Raw genomic sequence first — 19,602 nt, 5'->3', positions numbered from 1 at the left:
AGAAATCAAATGAAAAACGTAGCAGATCTCTTTCCATTGGCCGTCACTGAAAATGCATATTCCTACGCAGATTATATGCGCTTAATGGAAAAAGTTGTCTTGGAAAAAAGGACAACTGGCGAAAAACAATCCGAGGATCTTAACCATTATACCAGGCTGAACCTGGCCCGGATGCAGCGCCTGAACAAGACAGTGGTGGTGACGGAAGAGTTGAAAGAAACCATTAACAACGTTACGATCCCGCAGACCTGGTATATTCTGACGGAAGCGTGGTGTGGTGATGCTTCACAAAATATCCCGCCCATTGTTGCGGCGACATTAACTAATCCGCTGATCACAGTCAAAATTTTATTGCGTGATGAAAATCCGACGATTATGGACGCTTATCTGACCAACGGCGGAAAATCGATTCCTAAATTGATTGCTGTAGACGAGGATTTTAATGAGCTTTTCACCTGGGGACCGAGGCCGGAAGAAGGACAGGAAATGATGAGGGCTTATAAGGCCAATCCGGTAAAAAGTTATCAGGAATTTTCGGAAGAAATGCAGCGCTGGTATATCGCAGACAAGTCGCTGAGCTTGCAGCGGGAATTACGGGTGCTATTGAAAGGTGTTTGGTTGAAAAATGAGTTTTAAAAATCAGTTTAGTCTATATTTGCGATAGGCAGAATAAGCTTAGTAAATTTATACAAAGGGGTTTGTCGACGTATTTTAAAAACATATCGGAAGGAATCAGCACCACAGTGACCGGAATGCGGCTGACGCTGAGGCATTTGTGGAATGCACGGAAGCGCCGTAGAATGGTGGATATCCGTTCAGATGATTTTTTTGGAGGGCAGGAGGGGATGGTTACGATCCAGTATCCGCAGGAAACCATTCCGATCCCCGACAATGGCCGCTATCGTTTGCACAATGAAATCGACGATTGCATTGTCTGCGATAAATGTGTGAAAGTTTGCCCGGTTGATTGTATTGATATTGAGCCGATTAAGGCAATAGAGGAAATTGGAAAAGCATCTGACGGATCGTCGATCCGGTTGTATGCCGCGAAGTTCGACATTGATATGGCGAAATGCTGCTATTGCGGACTATGCACGACAGTTTGCCCGACAGAATGTCTTACCATGACCAAGACGTTCGATTACAGTGAGTTAGACGTTCGGGATATGGTTTACAATTATACCAATCTGACGCCCGAAGAAGCAGATGAGAAACGCCGCCTGCTTGAACAATTCCAGAAAGAAAAAGAAGCATTAAAAGCAGCTCCGAAACCGGCTGTGACGGCTGAAAAACCAGCGGCAACTCCGGCAAGACCTGTGTTTAAGCCGGGTATGAAGCCGAAAGTCCAGGATACTGAAGCCGAGGCGAAAGAGGAAGCGCCGGTTACAAAACCACCACGCCCGGCTTTCTTACCAAAGAAACCAGCGCCTGCTGCGGAAAAGACGGAGCCTGTTAATGTTGACCCGGTTAATGCAGAGCCGATTAATGTAGAGCCGGTTAATGTTAATCCGGTTAATGCCGATCCGGTAATTAAGGAAGAAACATTCGAAGCGAAAGTTGAGGAGGCGCCAAAGCCGGCACCGAAACTGCCTTTCAGGCCATCCATGAAACCGAAGGTTGCCTCACAAGAAAAGACCGATGTTGTTCCTACGGATATTGTTCCTGGTGAGGAAGTTAGCCCAGCGGAAGCTCCCAAACCAGCAGCACGGCCAGTTTTCAAGCCAACGATGAAACCGAAGTCTAAAGAATAGCATTGATCTACATGGAAATTGCAGCATTTTATGGGTTTTCACTTCTCGCAATCATTGCTGCGCTTTTCATATTATTTTCCAAAAACCTCATTTATGGTGCATTTGCACTGTTCCTGGCTTTTTTAGGCGTTGCAGCATTATACATTCTGGCCGGCGCGGACTTTCTTGGCGTAACGCAGATCATGATTTACGTTGGCGGGATCCTGGTTTTATTGATCTTCGGGATCATGCTTACGCAGAAAAAGAAAAGCGACGATTCGCAGCATCATAATCGTGTTGAAATCCTGCTTAGTCGTGAAGTTTGGGGGTTTTTGCTCGGTGCAGGCGTTTTCGTGATGCTCGTGAAAATCATTTCGTCCGCAAATTTCAAGATGACTGGCGATCTGATCAGCAGCCGGTCCACCATTAAGACGATTGGTGTAGAACTCATGACCAGCCATCTGCTCCCGTTCGAAATCGCTGCTATTTTATTACTGGTTGCCTTGGTTGGCGCTGCCTATCTCGCTATGAACCGTAATCCTGCGCCATGACCTCCATTCCGTTACAACATTTTCTTATCGTTGCTGCTGCACTTTTTTGCATTGGTCTTGCTATTGCTGTCACAAAACGACATTTTATCGGCATATTGCTTGGGATCGAATTAATGCTGAATGCAGTGAATATCAATCTGGTAGCATTCAGTCAATATGATCCTGAACGGTTGAGCGGGCAGCTTTTTTCGCTTTTTGTCATTGTGGTGGCTGCGGCCGAAGTGGCTATTGCGCTGGCGATAATCTTACGCGTTTATGGTCATTATCAGACGGTTGACCCCGACGAAGTGGATGAACTGAAGAAGTAAATTTGTATTGAAAAATTTGTTGCATGCACTGGATTTTCCTCTTTTTAGCTTTCTTGATTGGCATCAGCAACGCGGTTCAGTCCGGCGTGAATGTGCAATTGCGTGAGTCGTTCAACAATCCGATTTTAGCGGCATTGACATCCTTTTTTGTCGGTTTTATAGTGCTGTTGATTGCATTCGCCTGTTTTAATCAAAACCCCATTCCCAGCATTTCAGATATTAAGCAGGTTTCCTGGACAAGGTTTATGGGAGGCGTTTTGGGCGCTTTTTATGTGCTTACCGTAATTTTTATAGTGAGAAATATTGGTCCCGCTAATATGATCTGCCTGGTTGTGGCCGGCCAGATGATCGCCGCCATCGCTATTGATCATTACGGTTTGCAAGGATTTGCCGTGCATCCGATCACATTGCCGCGCATTGCCGGGGCTATTTTGTTAGTTGCTGGCGTTTACCTGATTCTGAAAAACTAAAAAAGCGATCCGTTTCCGAATCGCTTTGAGAACTGTTGTAAATCAGCTAGTTAAGGAACCCTTGTAAACACGAAGAGGTCCATAAAAACCCATTTGTTATCCTCCATTTTTCCGCGCTGAATAACCAGCTGGTTCTGCGAGCGTCTTTCGTAAATAATCCGCACAGAAACGTCATCTTTCTCAAATAATGCCTGATTCTTTTTGGCTTCGATGAAATTGTAAGTGTCCGAAACGTTTTTTTCCTCCAATGCAATGAGCCCTGGCTTGAAATGTTTCACGCGTGCGATCGGTCCTTTTTCGCCTGGTTCGAATGCAAATACTTCATACAGAGCAGGTTTATCATCCTTAATCATGCGAATGTAACCCATAATGTTGTTTCCCTCGGGAGCTGTCCAGCCAGCTTCAATAGGGCCGCCGTTGTAAGTGCCTTTCCAATGTCCTTCCAGAAAACTGAGGTCGTTAAGGCTGCCGGTGGTGGTTTGTGCGTTTGCAAAATTTGTAAGCACGCAAAGGGCAAAAAGTAGGGAGCACGCTTTCAGTAATGTCATTTTAGTAGATTGCATCATTAGGATTTAGGTTTAAATAAATTTCGGATCATACATTCTCCGGAGGTTCCAATTTCTATAAAAATAGCTGAAATACAAAAAAAGAGCCGTTGCAAATGTGCAGCGGCTCTTCCTACTTCTATATTTTTATACTTAATAAGCTCTTTCCAATTTTCCTTCATGCGAATTGGCAAATGCTTTGTTAACCACTTTATTTCCGCCTAATGTTGGATAATTTCCGGTAAAATACCAGTCTCCCAAATGTTGCGGACAAGCCTTATGTAAATTCTCAACAGTCTGGAACACAACGGAAAGCTCAGCATTCAGATCTTTCGGACGAATGATCTCAGCAATTTTGTTTGAAATCTCCTGATCTGTAAAAGGCTCGTAAAGTGCCTTCACAAAGTTGGTATGATATGGATTTTTGGTTGCGATAGAAGTTACACTGTGCATGTAAGTATCTTCCAGCAAATATTCCAGATCACGTTCTTCAAGCAATTTGAGCACCGCCCTGAAAGCAACGAAATCCTTCATTTTCGACATATCTATTCCGTAGCAATCCGGGAAACGGATTTGCGGAGCGGATGATGCCACAACAATTTTCTTAGGACTTAACCGGTCCAGCATTGTCAGAATGCTCTTTTCAAGCGTTGTTCCGCGAACAATGGAGTCGTCGATAATCACAACCGTATCCACATTCTTACGAACCACTTCAAATGTGGTGTCGTAAACGCTGGAAACCATATCGTCACGCAAAGCGTCCGCTGTAATAAACGTCCGCGATTTTACGTCTTTAGTTACCAGTTTTTCAATTCTGGGTCTGAAAGAAAGCAGTTTTTCCAGGTCGGCTTCGAAAAGAATGCCTTCCATAATGGCCTGCTTGCGCTTTTTCGAAAGATATTCTTCCAAACCTTCTATCATTCCCAAAAACGCCGTTTCAGCCGTGTTCGGGATGTAAGAGAAGATTGTATTTTCAAGGTCGTAATTGACCTCTTTCAATATTTGCGGGATTAACAGCTTGCCCAATTGCTTGCGCTCGTTGTAAATATCCGGATCAGTTCCGCGTGAGAAATAAATCCTTTCGAAGCTGCAAGAGCGTTTTTCAAGCTGTGGCAAGATCGGGAATTCATTGTACTCGCCATTTTTGTCAACGATCAATGCTGAGCCTGGCGTGATTTCCTGAATCTGATTATAATCAACATTAAAAGCAGCCTTAATCGCTTGTTTTTCAGAGGCAACGACAACCACTTCATCATCTGCATAGTAGAATGCAGGACGAATTCCAGCTGGATCACGGATCACGAATGAAGCACCATAGCCAGTTAATCCGCACATGGCATAACCTCCGTCAAAGTCCCTGCACGATCTGTAAAGCAGACGCGGCAGGTCGATATTCTCTTCTATAACGTCTGAAAGTGTCGGATTTTCGTAAATTCCTTTGAAGCGTTCGAACACTCTTTGGTTCTCTTCATCCAGGAAATGTCCTATTTTCTCCATCACCGTCACAGTATCCACTTTTTCTTTTGGATGCTGGCCGAGTGAGACAAGTTTTCCAAAGAGCTCGTCCACATTAGTCATGTTGAAATTCCCCGCCATGACCAGGTTGCGGCTTCTCCAGTTGCTCTGGCGCAGCATAGGGTGGCAGTTCTCAACTTCATTGGAACCGTGCGTTCCGTAACGCAAATGACCCAGCCAAACCTCGCCTGTAAAAGCCAGGTTTTCCTGCAACCATTTGCCATCATTGGCGCGGTCTCTATGATTCTTTAAACCCTTACGGAATTTCTTGTGGATTTTGGAAAAAATATCCGTAAGTGGTTGAGGCTCTACGGATCTGTATCTGCTGATGTATCGTTTCCCTGGCGGAACATCTATCTTGATATTGGCTACTCCGGCTCCATCCTGTCCCCGGTTTACCTGTTTTTCCATCATTACCGAAAGCTTGTGGACTGCGTATAGCGGTGTCTCGTACTTGTCGATGTAGTATTGATAAGGCTTTCTAAGACGGATAAGTGCTATGCCGCACTCATGCTTAATGGCGTCGCTCATATGAAGAGTTATGCGTTAGAAATATTATTATTTGCTGTATGCAAATTGTATTCCCTGAATAATAACTTAACGAATTAATAATCTAAAATAGTTCGTTATGCGTCGCAAAGGTACAAATCCTTTGGCTTAAAAAACTTCAAATTTCTCCGAATTTTACAAGCCGGTTTTTGTGTGCAATTCTTTAATGGAAAGATAACTATTTTTGACCAAAAGGCCAGCTAATTTATATGTTACATAAAACGCGAGGTGTCGCCCTGAGTTATATCCGTTACCGCGAATCTTCCATCATTGCGAAGATTTATACGGAAGGCTTTGGCATTCAGACATATATAGTGAACGGGGTCAGAAGCAGTAAATCGCGTAACAACCGTATTGCCCTGTTTCAGCCGCTGACGTTGCTGGATATGGTGGTTTATCATAAGAATAAGGAGGATACCATGCATCGCATTTCGGAGATGAAATGTTACATGCCGTTTCAGACGCTGCCTTATGATGTTGTGAAATCAAGCCTGGCGCTTTTTGTTACAGAAATGTTGGGCAAAACATTGAAAGAGGAGGAAAGCAATCCCATGCTTTTCCATTTTATTGAGGAATCCGTCCTGTTTCTGGACGAAGCCGAAAATACATTTGAAAATTTCCACATACAGTTTTTGATCCAGTTTGCTTCATTTCTGGGATTTGGGATAGAAACCGTGGAAGATCTCGAAAGTGAGTTGAAAAACAACCATTTCCCACACATGCCCGACGCCGTCGAGCGAGATGCAACATTGCGTTTAGTAAGCGGTGCGTACGGCGCAAATGTCCCATTAGACCGGAAGCGACGGATCATGATATTGGAAAAGCTTATCTTTTTCTTCAAAATACATATGGAAGCATTGGGGGAAATCAAATCGCTGGAAGTTTTGCGGGAGGTTTTGAAGTAGGGCCGGGCGCCGGGCCGGGTGGCATAATTTTGATAACGTATATTGCATATCAAAAATCTAAACAACCCATGAAACATTTACTGACAGCCACATTTGTTCTAGCTTCCCTCATCGGATTTGCCCAGGAGCGCCTGCCACAGGAACGCCTGCCGCAAGTTCCGAAAGGCGCATGGAAGTCCCAGGAACCGACGGGGAGCGCATCTACGCTCATTGTCGCTGATAATTACCTCGCGATTGCTTCCTATAGTATTGGTAATAAATACTTTGAAAGAACAGAAGGCGGCCCGTTCACAATGAGTGGCGACCAGATGACTTATACACCTGAGTTCAATTCTGCGGATTCCCTGAAAATTGGCATTCCTATTGTTTTTACGGTGACTGTAAAAGACGATATCCTCACTTTGAAATATGAAGAGGCCATGGTTTGGATGCGCGTGGATGATGCAACATCTGCACCGATGGCTGGCGCATGGCACATTACAGAGAAGGCAGGCGATCAGGGTGCATTGGTGAAAATTCATCAGGAGGGCACACGGAAAACATTGAAATTGTTGTCGGCAACCCGTTTTCAATGGTTCGCCATTGATCCGGGTGTGAAAGGCTTTTACGCAACAGGCGGAGGCACTTATACGGTTAAGAATGGTAAATACACTGAAAAAATCCAGTTTTTCTCCAAAGACAACAATCGGGTCGGCTCGTCTCTGACATTTGATCACAAGCTTGAAAACGGCCGCTGGGACCATAGTGGCAAAAGCAGCGATGGGAAGCCTATTCATGAGATTTGGGAAAAGATCCAGTAAGCCACTCCGAAAAGCTATAATTTAGATCTGTTCAAAATAATTTTCGGCTTTTGTTTGAATGATTCTAAATAGCGCTTACATTTGCTACACATTAATAGCAAACGATGAGCGCTTTTACATTGAATGATCCTGCGGAATGTGCAGTTGGAGAGGTGACCTGGATGAAATCATTCGGCGAGAATACAGAGTGTGTATTTAAGAAGTGCTGCGAGAAATATAAAAAGAAAGGGAAGCACTGTAAAAAGTGTCCTAAAAAATAATAACTGCGGGATCTGAAAAGAGCCCAAACAGTTCATGGTGAATAATTATAAGAGAGGGAATGCCGCGAAGCGTTCCCTTTTCTATGTGTAATGCTTGCTAAATTTTGCGCTTCAACTCGAAGTTCTGTCCCAGGTAAACGCGCCTTACCACTTCGTCCTCTGCCAGTTCCTCGGCACTTCCTTGCTTCAATATTTTTCCCTCAAATAATAAATAAGCCCGGTCCGTGATCGACAGCGTCTCATTTACATTGTGATCGGTGATAAGGATGCCGATGTTTTTGTGTTTCAATTTGGCCACAATGCTTTGGATATCCTCTACCGCAATGGGGTCAACGCCTGCGAACGGTTCGTCGAGCAGGATAAATTTAGGGTCCACTGCCAGCGCGCGGGCGATTTCGGTCCGGCGGCGTTCTCCTCCCGAAAGCACCATTCCCTTACTTTTCTGCACGTGCGTCAGGTGAAACTCTTCCAGCAGTTCTTCCACTTTCTGTCTTTGATCAGCGCGGGAGAGGTCTGTCATTTCCAGCACAGCACGAATGTTTTCCTCAACCGTCAATGATCGGAAAACAGAGGCTTCCTGCGCGAGATAGCCCAGGCCCAGGCGCGCACGCTTGTACATAGGAAGGCTCGTAATGTCCTTATCGTCCAGGTAAACTTTTCCGCTGTTGGGTTTAACCAATCCTACGGCCATGTAAAAAGAGGTTGTTTTACCAGCACCATTCGGCCCAAGCAAACCTACAATTTCGCCCTGTTCAACCTGATAGCTTACATTATTGTTGACAAGACGAACCCCGTATTTTTTTACAAGGTTTTCGGTTCTTAATATCATTGTTTTTTATCTGTTTGCTGGCCCAGAGCGCATGCTGAGGGCTTAAAGAAACTTGATGTCTTTTAAAGACAGTTGTAACGTTTTTTTGTCCCGAAAGTTATTCTCTTCAAGGCAATACGCGATCGAAAACAGCCTTCCGTTAATTAAATCCGGATAAAAGTGCGCCATGCCGAAGCCGATCGCCGTGAATATTCCGGAATCATTCTGCTTTACATCGAATTTAAGATGCTTTTCCTTCATGATCGTTGGCCTTCCCGCCAGTGAAACATTGCGGGATTCAAAGATCGGCGTCATGTTTCCGGGACCAAAGGGGCCCATTTGACGGAGAATGTTATAAAATTTCGGCGTGATCACATCCAGTTCTAGCAACATATCGATATTGATCATCGGGATGAGCTGATCGGGTAAGATACGGCTGCTTACAATGTCATTGAAACGCGTTTTGAATGCTTCCACATTTTGCAAAGGCAATGTAAGCCCTGCTGCGAAAGTATGCCCGCCATATTGTTCCAAAAGATCCGCACATTCCTCAATAGCTTCATACACATCAAATCCCGGAACCGACCGTGCGGAACCTGCGGCTTTTCCATGTGATTGCGTTAATATAATGGTCGGACGATGGTATTTTTCAATGCACCGGCTCGCGACAATTCCGATCACGCCTTTGTGCCAGTCTTCCTTATATAATACGGTACTTTTTGCGGTCGTAAACCAGTCGTCGTTTTCAATCATGAAAAGCGCCTGTTCCGTGATGCTGGTGTCAAAGGTTCGTCGCTCGCTGTTGTGCTTGTTAATCTCGTGTGCAAAATCAGCGGCTTCTTCGTTTTCTTCGCATAGTAAAAGTCTTACTGCCTCTTTCGCATGCTTGATCCGTCCAGCCGCATTAATTCTTGGCCCGAGACCAAAAACCACATTGGTAATGTCCAGCACACCATTCAATCCGGCGATTTGGATCAATGCTTTAACGCCACATCTTGGTGCAGCATTTAATCTTTGCAAACCATAATATGCCAAAATCCGGTTTTCACCCGTAATAGGCACAATGTCCGAAGCAATGCTGATCACCAGCAGGTCCAGATGATCGAACAAACCCGCCGGGTCTATTTCATTGTCTATACAGAAGGCTTGCAGCAGTTTAAATCCAACGCCGCAGCCTGTGAGTTCTTTATAAGGATATGCGCAATCATCTCTTTTTGGGTCGAGGACAGCAACTGCCGGCGGCAGCTCAGAACCGGGCCGGTGGTGATCACATATAATGAAGTCGATGCCTCTTTCTTTGGCAGCAGTAACTTTATCAACCGATTTTACACCGCAATCCAGTGTTACAATGAGTGAAAAACCGTTTGCGTGCGCCCAGTCAATGCTTTGCCACGAAACGCCGTAGCCTTCTTCGTAACGGTCGGGAATGTAATAGTCGAGATTTGGATATATTTTTTTCAAAAAACCGTAGAACAATGCGACGGAAGTGGTGCCGTCCACATCATAATCTCCGTAAACCAATATTTTTTCACCATTTCTGATCGCATCATTCAGCCTGCTGACGGCTGCATACATGTCCTGCATTAAAAACGGATCATGTAAATGCGCAAGGTCGGGGCGGAAAAAGTTTCGGGATTGCTCAAAATCAAGGATGCCGCGTTGTACCAAAAGGGTAGCCAGCGACGGGCTTACTTTTAACGATTCGGCCAGTTCCAGGACAATGTGTGTTTGTTCAGAAGTAAATTCAGGGTTGTGTATCCAGCGCTTTTCAATCATGAAACAAAGATAATCGGATTCTGTGATGCGTGTATCAAAATCTATATTGAGCCCGCACTATCAGGAAAAGCTAATTGAAAGGTCTTATCTTTGCAAGCAATTAACATTCTTTAAGATAAATGCCGCGTCTTCTGGCGATTGATTATGGTGCCAAACGCACCGGTATTGCTGTTACAGATCCTTTGCAGATCATTGCCACTGCCCTTGATACGGTCAGGACGCATGACTTAACGGAGTTTTTAAAGAAATACGCAGCCAGTGAACCAATCGAAGCATTTATAGTAGGAATGCCGAAAAGGCTTGATAATACGGAAAGTGAGAATGCGGCAAGAGTAACCGCATTTATTAAAATCCTGAAAAAAACATTTCCGGACATTCCTGTACACGCACACGACGAAAGGTTCACGTCGTCTATGGCCCTGCAATCCATGATTGCGTCCGGCTCCAAAAAGAGCGACCGACGGGAAAAGGGCAACATTGATAAAATAAGCGCCACGATCATTCTCCAGTCTTATATGGAAAGTAAAAGGTGAGCGGCATTTACAGGTTACATTATATTACAACGAATAAAGTCGCATTACAATGATTTATCCCATCGTAGCATACGGAGATCCTATCCTGAGAAAACCAACCCAATTCATTGAAAAAGACCAGCTTGATCTGAAAAAACTTTCAGAAGATATGTTTGAGACCATGCATGGTGCAAATGGGGTAGGGCTGGCAGCGCCGCAGATCGGCATGAATATCCGTGTTTTTGTGGTGGACGCAACGCCGTTCAGTGAAAAAGACGATGACGACGACGATGAACCGGATCTTTCATTGGCTGATTTCAAAAAAACATTCATCAACCCTGAAATCCTGGAAGAGGATGGTAAAGAATGGGCATTTGAAGAAGGCTGTCTGAGCATTCCGGGGATCCGTGGCGATGTATACCGCCCCGAGCGCGTGAAAATCCGTTACCGCGATACGGATTGGAATGAGTATACCGAAGAATATACCGGAATGGCCGCCAGGATCATTCAGCATGAATATGATCATTTGTTAGGCAAACTTTTCGTCGATTACCTGCCAACATTGAAAAAGCAATTAATCAAAAGGAAACTCGCGGACATTACAAAAGGCAATGTAGACTCAGATTACCGCATGCGTTTTCCGGGGCGGAGATAATTTTTAATGAGTGAATGAGTGAATAAAACAATAGCAATGAAGTCATTGCCCACTCACTTACTCATTCACTCATTCACTCATTAAAGCATCCACCATGATAGCAGAACAGTCTACGGAAACATTGTCGGTCGCTTTAATTCAAACCGACCTGTTTTGGGAAAACACGACTGCTAACCTGGCAACGCTTGAAGAAAAAATAGCGACGCTGTCGGGTCCGGTGGATATCATTGTGCTTCCGGAAATGTTCAACTCGGGTTTCACAATGAACACCGCAGCGGCCGAACCCATGAATTTCACCACCACGCGCTGGATGAAGCAAATGGCTGCACAAGCGAACGCGCTTGTCATCGGGAGCTTTGCTGTAAAGGAAGAAGGGAGGTTCTACAATCGGTTAATGTGCGTTGCTCCCGATGGTTCCTATGTATTTAATGATAAGAAGCATCTTTTCAGTTTTGGAAATGAGCACCTTACCTATACACCCGGGAAATCCAGGCTGATCATTAATTACAAGGGCTGGAAGGTTTGCCCATTGGTTTGCTACGATCTCCGGTTTCCCGTTTGGAGCCGTAACAGTGCTTCCGATCCTTATGACATCCTTATATATGTAGCGAATTGGCCGGCCAGGCGTGCGCATGCCTGGAATACTTTGTTAAAAGCCCGGGCTATTGAAAACCAAAGCTATGTGGTAGGCGTGAACCGCGTTGGCTCGGATGCAAATGGGCTAACTTACCAGGGAGATTCGGTTGCGCTCGATTATCTTGGGGAGCCGCTGAGTATGCTGGCCAATGCAGAAACGGAAAAGATCGTCACTTTCCATAAAGGTGATCTTGATGCGTACCGGGTCGCTTTCCCAGCATTGAATGATGCCGACGATTTTCAGATAAATTGGTGAGCACACGGACAAAGTGTCCTATAAGTTACTCAATCACCTTCGGGACCATTATATAGGAAGCATTTTTTGCCGGTGCATTTGCAAGTGCATCTTCCCTCGTCATCGTGTTCACGCCCACATCTTCGCGCCAGTTGTTCACTTCGCTAAGGATATGAGTCAGAGGTTCAACGCCATCAGTATCCACCTCGTCCAGCTGCTCCATCCACGTCAATACCGAGTCCATACTCTTTAAAATGCCTTCTTCTTCCTCTGGTTTTATCTCCAAACGGGCCAGGTGGGCTATTTTTTTAAGAGACTCCTTGTCAATTTTCATGATGTTATGAATTTGTTAAGTTACCGTCGGGGACTGAAACGGATGTCAAAATTACCTGATTTTTGCGATTCTGTTTTCCGTGGTGACAAATTATTCGGGAACTGTAAGCATTGACGATGGAAACCGGTGTCTTGCTTCTGTTGTTTTAGTAAAATTTGCCCTGGCACATAAAATAGGGCTTGTCCAAAATTTAAAATTGTTGTTTAACTAATAGTAGGAGAAAAATAATATTTGCTTTTCTACGAGAATGTTGAAATATTTTGAAATACAATCGGCAGCTTTGAAAAACATGTTCGCAGCGATCATTGTAAAGAGTACAATTATGTATAAGTTTGAATTTAGATTGCATTTAGTTCTTAATCAGTACAAAATCGAGAATAACTAAGAAAATTAAACGTGCGGGTTTCTTTAAATTATGCAATTTGTACGTGCTATGTCAAAAATTTCGGGAAAAAAACTGACGAAATGCTTGCTTTTTTTTAAAAGGAAAACTCATACTTTTGTAGAAGGCTAATATCTAAAACGCAATCAAAATTTTATTTTACCAAATCCAGTTTTAACCAAAAGTTTTATTTAATTCACAACCAAAATCTCAATTTAACCTTTAAAAGTAAGTCTGATGGAAAAGAAAGCTACAAGTCCGGCACCAGCTCCAAAGCCTGCTGCGGCAGCAACAAAAGGCAAAGGCGGTTTGAACCCGGCATTGGTAATCCCTCTACTATTTGCGATTGCATTGGCAGTTTACATTTTTGTTCTGGGAGCTCCCGAACACTTTAAAGATGGCGATCACGCAAAAGGCCCAATCGATGGTGATTACTACGGAATCGTTTACAAAGGAGGTCCTATCGTACCAATTTTGATGACTTGTTTCCTGATCGTGTTAACATTTACAATCGAGCGTTTGATCACTTTGAACAAAGCTCAAGGTTCTGGAAGCATCGATGCATTCGTTGTGAAGCTGAGAGGTCTTCTTGACAAAAACCAAATCGAAGAAGCAATTAAAGAATGTGACAGACAAAAAGGTTCTGTTGGTAACGTTATCAAAGCAGGTCTTTTGAAATATAAGCAATTGACTACGGAGACTGCACTTGACAAAGAGCAGAAACTGGCAGCGCTTCAGAAAGAAATCGAAGAAGCAACTACGCTTGAACTTCCAATGCTTCAGAAAAACCTTACGATTATCGCAACACTTGCAGGTGCATCTACACTTTTGGCACTTCTTGGAACGGTAATCGGTATGATCAAAGCCTTCGCGGCTCTTGGTACATCAGGTTCTCCTGACTCCGCTGCACTTGCCACAGGTATCTCTGAGGCCCTTATTAATACGGCACTTGGTATCGGTACTTCTGCGATCGCAACGATCTCATACGCTTACCTGAACAGCCGTGTTGACGACCTTACTTATAGCATTGATGAAATCGGCCTAAGCCTTCAATCAAACTTTGCTACACATTATTAATAGTTTTTTGAACTATTAATATGAAAGTTTCGTTAATATACAAAAAACTTATATATTTGCTATGGGAAAGGTAAGACCTAAGAAGCATGCGCCGCATACAGATATGACAGCGATGACTGACGTAGCGTTCTTACTACTGACGTTCTTTATCATGACGGCAACTTTTAAGTCGAATGAAGCGGAGATTACAACACCCTCTTCCATTTCGCAGATTAAAGTTCCTGATGATGACATTATGGTCATTAGTATTGACAAAGCGGGCAAAGTGTTCTTTGGAGTGGATGCAAAACCGGTAAGAGCAGCAATGCTTGAAAACATTGGTCAATCAAAAGGGATCACGTTCACTGAGACTGAGAAAGCAAAATTTGCATTGCAATCAAGCTTTGGATTTCCATTGAACCAATTGAAACCTTGGTTGAATATGTCGAAGGAGCAAATGCCGAATGTGAAGCAACCAGGTATCCCGGTTGACTCTACGGGGGCAAGTGAACTGGCTGACTGGGTTTATGCAGCTCGTAAGGCTAACAGTCAATTGAGGATCGCTTTGAAAGGTGACAATCTTTCCAAGTTCCCGGTTTTCAAGGACGTGTTGTCTAACTTACAGTCGCAGAACATCAACAAGTTCAACCTGATCACAGGTAGCGAACAAGCGCCTGCCGGCTACACGAACGATTAATTTTAATTAAAGAGATCATTTTAATAAGAAGAGAAAATGGCAGCAATTGAAGAATCCGGTGGTGGTGGGCATGGCAAAGGTGACGGTAAGGTTCGGGGCAAAAAGATGTCTACCCGTGTAGACATGACGCCAATGGTGGACTTGGGATTCTTGCTTATCACGTTTTTCATGCTAGCAACAACTATGTCGAAACCGACATCTATGACGCTGGCTGTTCCTGATAAGACGGATGAAAAGGACCAGGAAAAAACCGAACCGCTAAAAGCGTCAAAAGTGTTGACCCTTTTTATGGGAGCCAACGACGATGTATATTATCTGGATGGAGTAGCTGCGGATGACGATAAAGCAGAAGCATCTTTGAAAACAACCCGCTACGGGTTCGATTTGAGAAGTGTGATTTTCAACTCTGCTAAGCGTATCAATGCTGCAAATCCAAAGGATGAAAAAGGAAACGATCCTTTTGTTGTGGTAATCAAGCCAACGCCGGTTTCAACCTATAAGAACATGGTTGACGTATTGGACGAAATGGCCATTACCAAATCAAAGAGATATGCACTTGTAGAGACTCTGACAGATTCGGAGAAAAAGCTCTTGGGTGACAAAATCGTAGAAAAATAACAATTTAATCAAATCAAATTCAAAGCGCCATGGCAGAAATAGGCCCGAATGCTACACTGGATGATATAGTGTTTGCTGATCGAAATAAGGCGTACGGAGCATTTTCACTTCGTCAGGGCTATCGTGCCGATGTGACGAAGGCTACCATAATCGGAGCAGCTCTCTTTGTTCTTGCAATGTTTACACCGTCAATTATTAATAAACTGTCGGCTGGCGAGGAAGAAGAAGTAGCAATGGTTGAGGTGGATTTAATGAAAATACCACCGCCGCCAATTGATCCGGCAGAACCGCCACCACCGCCACCACCGCCGGTTGAACAACCTAAGGTGAATACGGTGAAGTTCTTGCCTCCTGAGGTTAAAAAGGATGAAGAAGTGCCTGAAGAGGTGCCACCACCAACAGTAGAAGAAATTAAGGAAGCTGTTGTTGCGGATAAAACAGTTGAAGGAGATCCCAATGCGAACGAGATCATTGTTGCTCCCGAAGCAGTTGCGGCACCAAGCAAAGGAACAGTTGTAGAAGCAGCGCCAGAACCGGAAAAGGTTTTTACCGTTGTTGAGCAGCAGCCCGAGTTTCCAGGTGGTACGGCTGAAATGTACAAGTATTTAGGTAAAAATATCAAATACCCAAGTGCAGCTTCACGTGCCAACGTTTCAGGAAGGGTGTTTATGTCATTTGTAGTAAATACGGATGGTAGTATCCAAGATGTGGCTGTATTGAAAGGACTTGGTTTTGGTTGCGACGAAGAAGCTATCCGTGTTGTGAAAGCAATGCCGAAGTGGAAACCAGGTAAGCAATCAGGACGTGCGGTTCGTGTTAAGTACAACTTGCCAATCAATTTCCAGCTGGAGTAACTCATGAGGGAAAAACCATTGCATGAGAAGATCGGTGATCTAACCTCTGTGTTAATGGCTCTGACATACATAGGAGGAGGGGTCTTTTTAGTCCTCTCCTCCTTGTCATTTAGGTTGTTACCTGTTGGCAGTCTGGCAAGGAATGCTTTCGCTGGCACACTTATTTTGTACGGAGCTTACAGAGGTTACAGGGTTTGGAGAAGAAGAAATCAAAAAGAACTATGAAATTTTGGTCAGCCGGAATATTGCTCGGCACATCAGTAGCGTTTCTGAGCTTGCTAGGTTGCGGTGGTTCTAATGGTGATCTTGATAACCCGAGGCAGGGAACAATTACCGTTGCCTCAGACGAATCATTCAAGCCGATTGTTAATGCGCTAACGAATGCATACGAGGGAATTTACCCGAATACGCATTTTAAGTTAGAGTATAAGCCAGAGCAAGAAGCGATTCGTCAATTGCTTAACGACAGTGCCCGGATCATTTTCTCGACCAGGCAGTTAAGCGAGAAGGAGACAGAGCTCATTAAGAAGCAGAAAGGATCCCATAAGTTTCAGCACATTGCAACTGATGGGCTGGCGTTGGTAGTAAGCAAATCAAATACGGACAGCTTAATAACAATGCCCGAGATTAAGGCAATACTGGAAGGGAAAATTACGGACTGGTCTCAGTTGAAGGATGGAAATCAAAAAGGGCCTATAACATTGGTGTTTGACAATGCCAATGCAAGCAACTTGAACTTCATTCTTAATAAATTTGGGATCAAGGACATTCAACGTTTGCGTATTACATCAGCTGGTTCTAACGAGAATGTAATCAAAGATATCAGGTCTAACCCGCTACATTTGGGTTTTATAGGCGTAAGCTGGATCAGCGAAGGGCATTCATTAGCAACAAGGGAATTGTCAAAAGGAATCAACGTATTGGGTGTTGCTCAAAAGGCTAATCCAGATTCTTTGTCAAATTATATTCAGCCCTTTCAAAGCGGACTTGAATTTAAAAGATATCCCCTCCACCGGGATTTATATATCATCAGCCGTGAAGGATATTCGGGATTGGGAGGCGGACTAATGACCTATATCGCACGGGATGTAGGAGGTTTAATAATTCAAAAAATGGGCTTATTGCCAACTGTACCTTACCCCAGGGAGCTCGAAATAACCACGGGGAAGAATTTTTAAGAAGTGTAATACAATTTAAGATTTGGGACTTGTTATTGGAAAGCCAAATTTTTTATCATTATTTTAACCGGGTAAAAAATGAACAGAAACATGAGAATGAAATTAGTAGCACTGGTAATTGGTTTATTAGCGTTTGTTAATTTACACGCACAAACTACGCAGGACGGCTTAGCATTGATCAACGGAGAACGTTACAATGAAGCAGGTGATTTATTTAAAAAACTCGCAGAAACAACGCCTTCTGCTGATAACCAATATTACCTTGGTTATTACTATATAAAAACCAATCAACTGGACGAAGCACAAAAAGCCTTTGATAAAGGTCTTACGATTGATGATAAATCCTATTTGAATAAAGTAGGTCAGGGAACAGTTGCTCTTGCCAAAGGAGAAAAAGCAAAAGCGAAAGAGCTTTTCGACGAAGCAGAGAAGAAAAAGAAAAAAGATGCTGAGGTTCTTTTCAGAATAGGCGAGGCTTACACGCTTTTCGAGAAAAACAACGATCCTGCTGAGGCAATCAGATTGCTGGATGAAGCTGTTAAGAGAGATAAAAATCTTGCTGACGCCTATCTTGCAAAAGGGGATGCATTAATGTTACGTAATGAAGGTGGTGCTGCTGTAACGGCTTATGAATATGCTTTGACAGCAAAACCAAACTACGCAACTGCTCACAACGCGATTGGTCAGATTTACCTTCGTGGTAAGAACTACAACCTGGCGCTTGAAAACTACAAAAAGGCCATTGAAGCAGATCCTAACTTTGCACCGGCATACAAAGACCTTGCGGAGTTGTACTTCCTGGCTCAGAAATACAAACAAGCTGCTGAAAACTTCGATTTGTACATCCAGAAAAGCGGAACTACTGATCCTGAAATGAAATTGCGTGCTGCTCAGTTTGCATTTACGGCTGACGATTATGCAAAATCATTGCAATTGCTTGAAGAGATCAAAGGCAAAATCAACAACCCGATCACATTGCGTATGTATGGCTGGTCTAACTTCAAGACTAACAAGCCTGACGAAGCTATCCAGAACTTGACAGAATTCATCAAAATTGCTCCGGATAAAGTAATTGGTGATGACTACAAATATTTGGGTCGTGCATACAACCAGAAAGTAACAGACGGAAAAGGATATGACTCGACCGGTGTTGCTTACATTTTGAAAGGTGCTGATATGGATACGAGCAAAGCAGAAGCTGCAACTGCATACAAAGAAGTTGCTGCCCTGTATTATGCTGCGAAAGATTTCCCGAACGCTGCTGCAACTTTTGAAAAAGGTATCGCATTGGATACTGCAAAAGCAAGCGCGAATGACTATTACTACACTGGTTTGTCTAACTTCCAGATGGCAACTGCGAAAGTGCTTCCAACTGCTGCAGATTCAAACTATGCAGACAGTGCGAAGATTTCAATGGAAAGACGTACATTATTCCTGAAAGCAGATTCGATCTTCGCGACTGTTACTCAGAAACTTCCTGACTGGCCATATGGATACTATTGGAGAGCAAGTACGCTTTACAATGCATATGACAGACAAGAAAACGTTGACAAGGGAATTTCTCAGCCTTACTATTTGAGATTGACTGAACTGGCTGAAAAAGATCCAGATCCAAGCAAATACAAGTCTTATTTGAAATTGGCTTATGGCTATCTTGCATTCCACGCTCAAACTACATTGAAAGATGAAGCAAAGGCGAAGGAATATTGGGAGAAACTTCTAAAAGTGGATCCGGATAACATATCTGCAAAAGAAGCATTAGGATTAGCTACGCCAACAGCTGAAACGCAGCCAGCAGCAGGCGCAAAAGCTGGTGCTAAAACAAAAGCAGCAGCAACACCGAAGAAAAAATAATTCGGTTAGGTTATAATGAAAGAAGCCGCTTGGATATCCAAGCGGCTTCTTTCATTATAAAAATTTAAAAAATGCTAGCCCAATGAAGACAGGCGCGCAAAACAAGTATTGAGTACTGGTAGATGAACCGTTCCGTAATTATCGTAACACCATTGTCGTAATCTTTTTACCTCGGCTGGCATCAACATACGGATTGCTTTTCTAAGTTCTTTTTCAAACAATCTGCGGTCGAAACTAACTTTCTGCAGAATAATTTTTATGTATTCAAGCATGGAGGCCATAGTATTATGTAATTTTGTGGTTTAGGGAAGTGAATAATATGCATCAGAATTAAATTAAAAACGTCTGAGAGCGGCAATTCCTAATAAAGCTAA

The 19,602-nt window shown here is 43.6% G+C and carries 22 protein-coding genes; 16 read left to right on the top strand and 6 right to left on the bottom strand.

Annotated features, from left to right (window positions below; all coding sequences use genetic code 11):
* Positions 1–9: 9 nt before the first annotated feature.
* From NFI80_RS17235 to NFI80_RS17215, 5 genes are all read left to right on the top strand, one after another.
* The gene (locus NFI80_RS17235) at positions 10–636 is read left to right on the top strand and encodes a thioredoxin family protein (RefSeq protein ID WP_235165356.1); all 627 of its coding nucleotides are present in this window, start codon (positions 10–12) and stop codon (positions 634–636) included.
* A gap of 62 nt (positions 637–698) precedes the next feature.
* Positions 699–1,751 carry a 4Fe-4S dicluster domain-containing protein gene (locus NFI80_RS17230; protein WP_254414155.1) on the top strand — a complete coding sequence of 351 codons (1,053 nt, stop codon included), beginning with the start codon at positions 699–701 and terminating at the stop codon, positions 1,749–1,751.
* 11 nt (positions 1,752–1,762) lie between these two features.
* Positions 1,763–2,281: an NADH-quinone oxidoreductase subunit J family protein gene (locus tag NFI80_RS17225; RefSeq protein WP_235165354.1), complete on the top strand. Its 519-nt coding sequence runs from the start codon at positions 1,763–1,765 to the stop codon at positions 2,279–2,281.
* Positions 2,278–2,589, top strand: coding sequence for an NADH-quinone oxidoreductase subunit NuoK (gene nuoK / locus NFI80_RS17220; RefSeq protein WP_255703587.1), 312 nt, complete (start codon positions 2,278–2,280; stop codon positions 2,587–2,589). The genes NFI80_RS17225 and nuoK overlap by 4 nt, the downstream gene beginning before the upstream one ends.
* 23 nt (positions 2,590–2,612) lie before the next feature.
* The gene (locus tag NFI80_RS17215; RefSeq protein WP_235165353.1) at positions 2,613–3,059 is read left to right on the top strand and encodes a DMT family transporter; all 447 of its coding nucleotides are present in this window, start codon (positions 2,613–2,615) and stop codon (positions 3,057–3,059) included.
* A gap of 50 nt (positions 3,060–3,109) precedes the next feature.
* On the opposite strand, the gene NFI80_RS17210 is transcribed toward NFI80_RS17215, so the two are convergent.
* Together NFI80_RS17210 and NFI80_RS17205 are read right to left on the bottom strand one after the other, a co-directional pair.
* Positions 3,110–3,625, bottom strand: a complete 516-nt coding sequence (locus NFI80_RS17210) for a DUF6265 family protein (protein ID WP_235161224.1) — start codon at positions 3,623–3,625, stop codon at positions 3,110–3,112.
* Between the two features lie 132 nt (positions 3,626–3,757).
* On the bottom strand, positions 3,758–5,650 hold the full coding sequence (locus NFI80_RS17205) for an amidophosphoribosyltransferase (protein WP_233794823.1): 1,893 nt from the start codon (positions 5,648–5,650) through the stop codon (positions 3,758–3,760).
* A gap of 227 nt (positions 5,651–5,877) precedes the next feature.
* Here NFI80_RS17205 and recO point away from each other — a divergent pair, with 227 nt between their 5' ends.
* Together recO and NFI80_RS17195 are read left to right on the top strand one after the other, a co-directional pair.
* On the top strand, positions 5,878–6,573 hold the full coding sequence (recO, locus tag NFI80_RS17200) for a DNA repair protein RecO (RefSeq protein WP_235161225.1): 696 nt from the start codon (positions 5,878–5,880) through the stop codon (positions 6,571–6,573).
* A gap of 68 nt (positions 6,574–6,641) precedes the next feature.
* Positions 6,642–7,373, top strand: a complete 732-nt coding sequence (locus NFI80_RS17195) for a hypothetical protein (RefSeq protein WP_235165352.1) — start codon at positions 6,642–6,644, stop codon at positions 7,371–7,373.
* 357 nt (positions 7,374–7,730) lie between these two features.
* Here NFI80_RS17195 and lptB read toward each other — a convergent pair whose 3' ends face one another.
* Together lptB and recJ are read right to left on the bottom strand one after the other, a co-directional pair.
* Complete coding sequence (lptB, locus tag NFI80_RS17190; RefSeq protein ID WP_235165351.1) at positions 7,731–8,462, bottom strand: LPS export ABC transporter ATP-binding protein; 732 nt, start codon at positions 8,460–8,462, stop codon at positions 7,731–7,733.
* Positions 8,463–8,504: 42 nt separating this feature from the next.
* Entirely contained in the window at positions 8,505–10,217 is a 1,713-nt protein-coding gene (gene recJ / locus NFI80_RS17185; RefSeq protein WP_235165350.1) for a single-stranded-DNA-specific exonuclease RecJ, read from the bottom strand.
* Between the two features lie 119 nt (positions 10,218–10,336).
* Here recJ and ruvX point away from each other — a divergent pair, with 119 nt between their 5' ends.
* From ruvX to NFI80_RS17170, 3 genes are all read left to right on the top strand, one after another.
* A complete protein-coding gene (ruvX, locus tag NFI80_RS17180) occupies positions 10,337–10,750 on the top strand; it encodes a Holliday junction resolvase RuvX (protein WP_235165349.1) in 414 nt (137 codons plus the stop codon).
* Positions 10,751–10,799: 49 nt separating this feature from the next.
* Complete coding sequence (def, locus tag NFI80_RS17175) at positions 10,800–11,384, top strand: peptide deformylase (RefSeq protein WP_233794829.1); 585 nt, start codon at positions 10,800–10,802, stop codon at positions 11,382–11,384.
* Positions 11,385–11,478: 94 nt separating this feature from the next.
* A complete protein-coding gene (locus tag NFI80_RS17170; protein ID WP_235161229.1) occupies positions 11,479–12,276 on the top strand; it encodes an amidohydrolase in 798 nt (265 codons plus the stop codon).
* Between the two features lie 25 nt (positions 12,277–12,301).
* Here NFI80_RS17170 and gatC read toward each other — a convergent pair whose 3' ends face one another.
* Positions 12,302–12,589 (bottom strand): Asp-tRNA(Asn)/Glu-tRNA(Gln) amidotransferase subunit GatC, encoded by a 288-nt coding sequence (gatC, locus tag NFI80_RS17165; protein WP_233794831.1) that lies wholly within the window; start codon positions 12,587–12,589, stop codon positions 12,302–12,304.
* A 619-nt stretch (positions 12,590–13,208) separates the two neighbouring features.
* Here gatC and NFI80_RS17160 point away from each other — a divergent pair.
* The 6 genes from NFI80_RS17160 to NFI80_RS17135 all read left to right on the top strand — a co-directional run bounded on the left by NFI80_RS17160 (position 13,209) and on the right by NFI80_RS17135 (position 19,228).
* A complete protein-coding gene (locus tag NFI80_RS17160; RefSeq protein WP_026629396.1) occupies positions 13,209–14,048 on the top strand; it encodes a MotA/TolQ/ExbB proton channel family protein in 840 nt (279 codons plus the stop codon).
* Between the two features lie 61 nt (positions 14,049–14,109).
* Positions 14,110–14,724 carry an ExbD/TolR family protein gene (locus tag NFI80_RS17155; protein WP_233794832.1) on the top strand — a complete coding sequence of 205 codons (615 nt, stop codon included), beginning with the start codon at positions 14,110–14,112 and terminating at the stop codon, positions 14,722–14,724.
* Positions 14,725–14,760: 36 nt separating this feature from the next.
* Positions 14,761–15,342, top strand: a complete 582-nt coding sequence (locus tag NFI80_RS17150) for an ExbD/TolR family protein (protein ID WP_026629394.1) — start codon at positions 14,761–14,763, stop codon at positions 15,340–15,342.
* Between the two features lie 29 nt (positions 15,343–15,371).
* Positions 15,372–16,196 (top strand): energy transducer TonB, encoded by an 825-nt coding sequence (locus NFI80_RS17145; protein ID WP_233794833.1) that lies wholly within the window; start codon positions 15,372–15,374, stop codon positions 16,194–16,196.
* Positions 16,197–16,417: 221 nt separating this feature from the next.
* Complete coding sequence (locus NFI80_RS17140) at positions 16,418–17,374, top strand: substrate-binding domain-containing protein (RefSeq protein WP_235165348.1); 957 nt, start codon at positions 16,418–16,420, stop codon at positions 17,372–17,374.
* A gap of 96 nt (positions 17,375–17,470) precedes the next feature.
* Positions 17,471–19,228, top strand: a complete 1,758-nt coding sequence (locus NFI80_RS17135) for a tetratricopeptide repeat protein (protein WP_235165347.1) — start codon at positions 17,471–17,473, stop codon at positions 19,226–19,228.
* A 74-nt stretch (positions 19,229–19,302) separates the two neighbouring features.
* Here the strand turns inward: NFI80_RS17135 and NFI80_RS17130 are convergent, their stop codons facing one another.
* Entirely contained in the window at positions 19,303–19,509 is a 207-nt protein-coding gene (locus NFI80_RS17130; RefSeq protein ID WP_084439472.1) for a hypothetical protein, read from the bottom strand.
* Positions 19,510–19,602: the final 93 nt, after the last annotated feature.

Origin of the sequence: Dyadobacter chenhuakuii (assembly GCF_023821985.2) — a bacterium.
Taxonomy (GTDB): domain Bacteria; phylum Bacteroidota; class Bacteroidia; order Cytophagales; family Spirosomataceae; genus Dyadobacter; species Dyadobacter chenhuakuii.
Note: the sequence above shows the minus strand (reverse complement) of the source record. Positions and strands in the feature narration are given on the sequence as shown.

Bases quoted from the DNA above. Each gene is read 5' to 3' on its own strand.
- NFI80_RS17235 (WP_235165356.1), top strand. From the start codon at position 10: ATGAAAAACGTAGCAGATCTCTTTCCATTGGCCGTCACTGAAAATGCA.
- NFI80_RS17225 (WP_235165354.1), top strand. From the start codon at position 1,763: ATGGAAATTGCAGCATTTTATGGGTTTTCACTTCTCGCAATCATTGCT.
- nuoK (WP_255703587.1), top strand. From the start codon at position 2,278: ATGACCTCCATTCCGTTACAACATTTTCTTATCGTTGCTGCTGCACTT.
- NFI80_RS17215 (WP_235165353.1), top strand. From the start codon at position 2,613: ATGCACTGGATTTTCCTCTTTTTAGCTTTCTTGATTGGCATCAGCAAC.
- NFI80_RS17210 (WP_235161224.1), bottom strand. From the start codon at position 3,625: ATGATGCAATCTACTAAAATGACATTACTGAAAGCGTGCTCCCTACTT.
- NFI80_RS17205 (WP_233794823.1), bottom strand. From the start codon at position 5,650: ATGAGCGACGCCATTAAGCATGAGTGCGGCATAGCACTTATCCGTCTT.
- recO (WP_235161225.1), top strand. From the start codon at position 5,878: ATGTTACATAAAACGCGAGGTGTCGCCCTGAGTTATATCCGTTACCGC.
- NFI80_RS17195 (WP_235165352.1), top strand. From the start codon at position 6,642: ATGAAACATTTACTGACAGCCACATTTGTTCTAGCTTCCCTCATCGGA.
- lptB (WP_235165351.1), bottom strand. From the start codon at position 8,462: ATGATATTAAGAACCGAAAACCTTGTAAAAAAATACGGGGTTCGTCTT.
- recJ (WP_235165350.1), bottom strand. From the start codon at position 10,217: ATGATTGAAAAGCGCTGGATACACAACCCTGAATTTACTTCTGAACAA.
- ruvX (WP_235165349.1), top strand. From the start codon at position 10,337: ATGCCGCGTCTTCTGGCGATTGATTATGGTGCCAAACGCACCGGTATT.
- def (WP_233794829.1), top strand. From the start codon at position 10,800: ATGATTTATCCCATCGTAGCATACGGAGATCCTATCCTGAGAAAACCA.
- NFI80_RS17170 (WP_235161229.1), top strand. From the start codon at position 11,479: ATGATAGCAGAACAGTCTACGGAAACATTGTCGGTCGCTTTAATTCAA.
- gatC (WP_233794831.1), bottom strand. From the start codon at position 12,589: ATGAAAATTGACAAGGAGTCTCTTAAAAAAATAGCCCACCTGGCCCGT.
- NFI80_RS17160 (WP_026629396.1), top strand. From the start codon at position 13,209: ATGGAAAAGAAAGCTACAAGTCCGGCACCAGCTCCAAAGCCTGCTGCG.
- NFI80_RS17155 (WP_233794832.1), top strand. From the start codon at position 14,110: ATGGGAAAGGTAAGACCTAAGAAGCATGCGCCGCATACAGATATGACA.
- NFI80_RS17150 (WP_026629394.1), top strand. From the start codon at position 14,761: ATGGCAGCAATTGAAGAATCCGGTGGTGGTGGGCATGGCAAAGGTGAC.
- NFI80_RS17145 (WP_233794833.1), top strand. From the start codon at position 15,372: ATGGCAGAAATAGGCCCGAATGCTACACTGGATGATATAGTGTTTGCT.
- NFI80_RS17140 (WP_235165348.1), top strand. From the start codon at position 16,418: ATGAAATTTTGGTCAGCCGGAATATTGCTCGGCACATCAGTAGCGTTT.
- NFI80_RS17135 (WP_235165347.1), top strand. From the start codon at position 17,471: ATGAAATTAGTAGCACTGGTAATTGGTTTATTAGCGTTTGTTAATTTA.
- NFI80_RS17130 (WP_084439472.1), bottom strand. From the start codon at position 19,509: ATGGCCTCCATGCTTGAATACATAAAAATTATTCTGCAGAAAGTTAGT.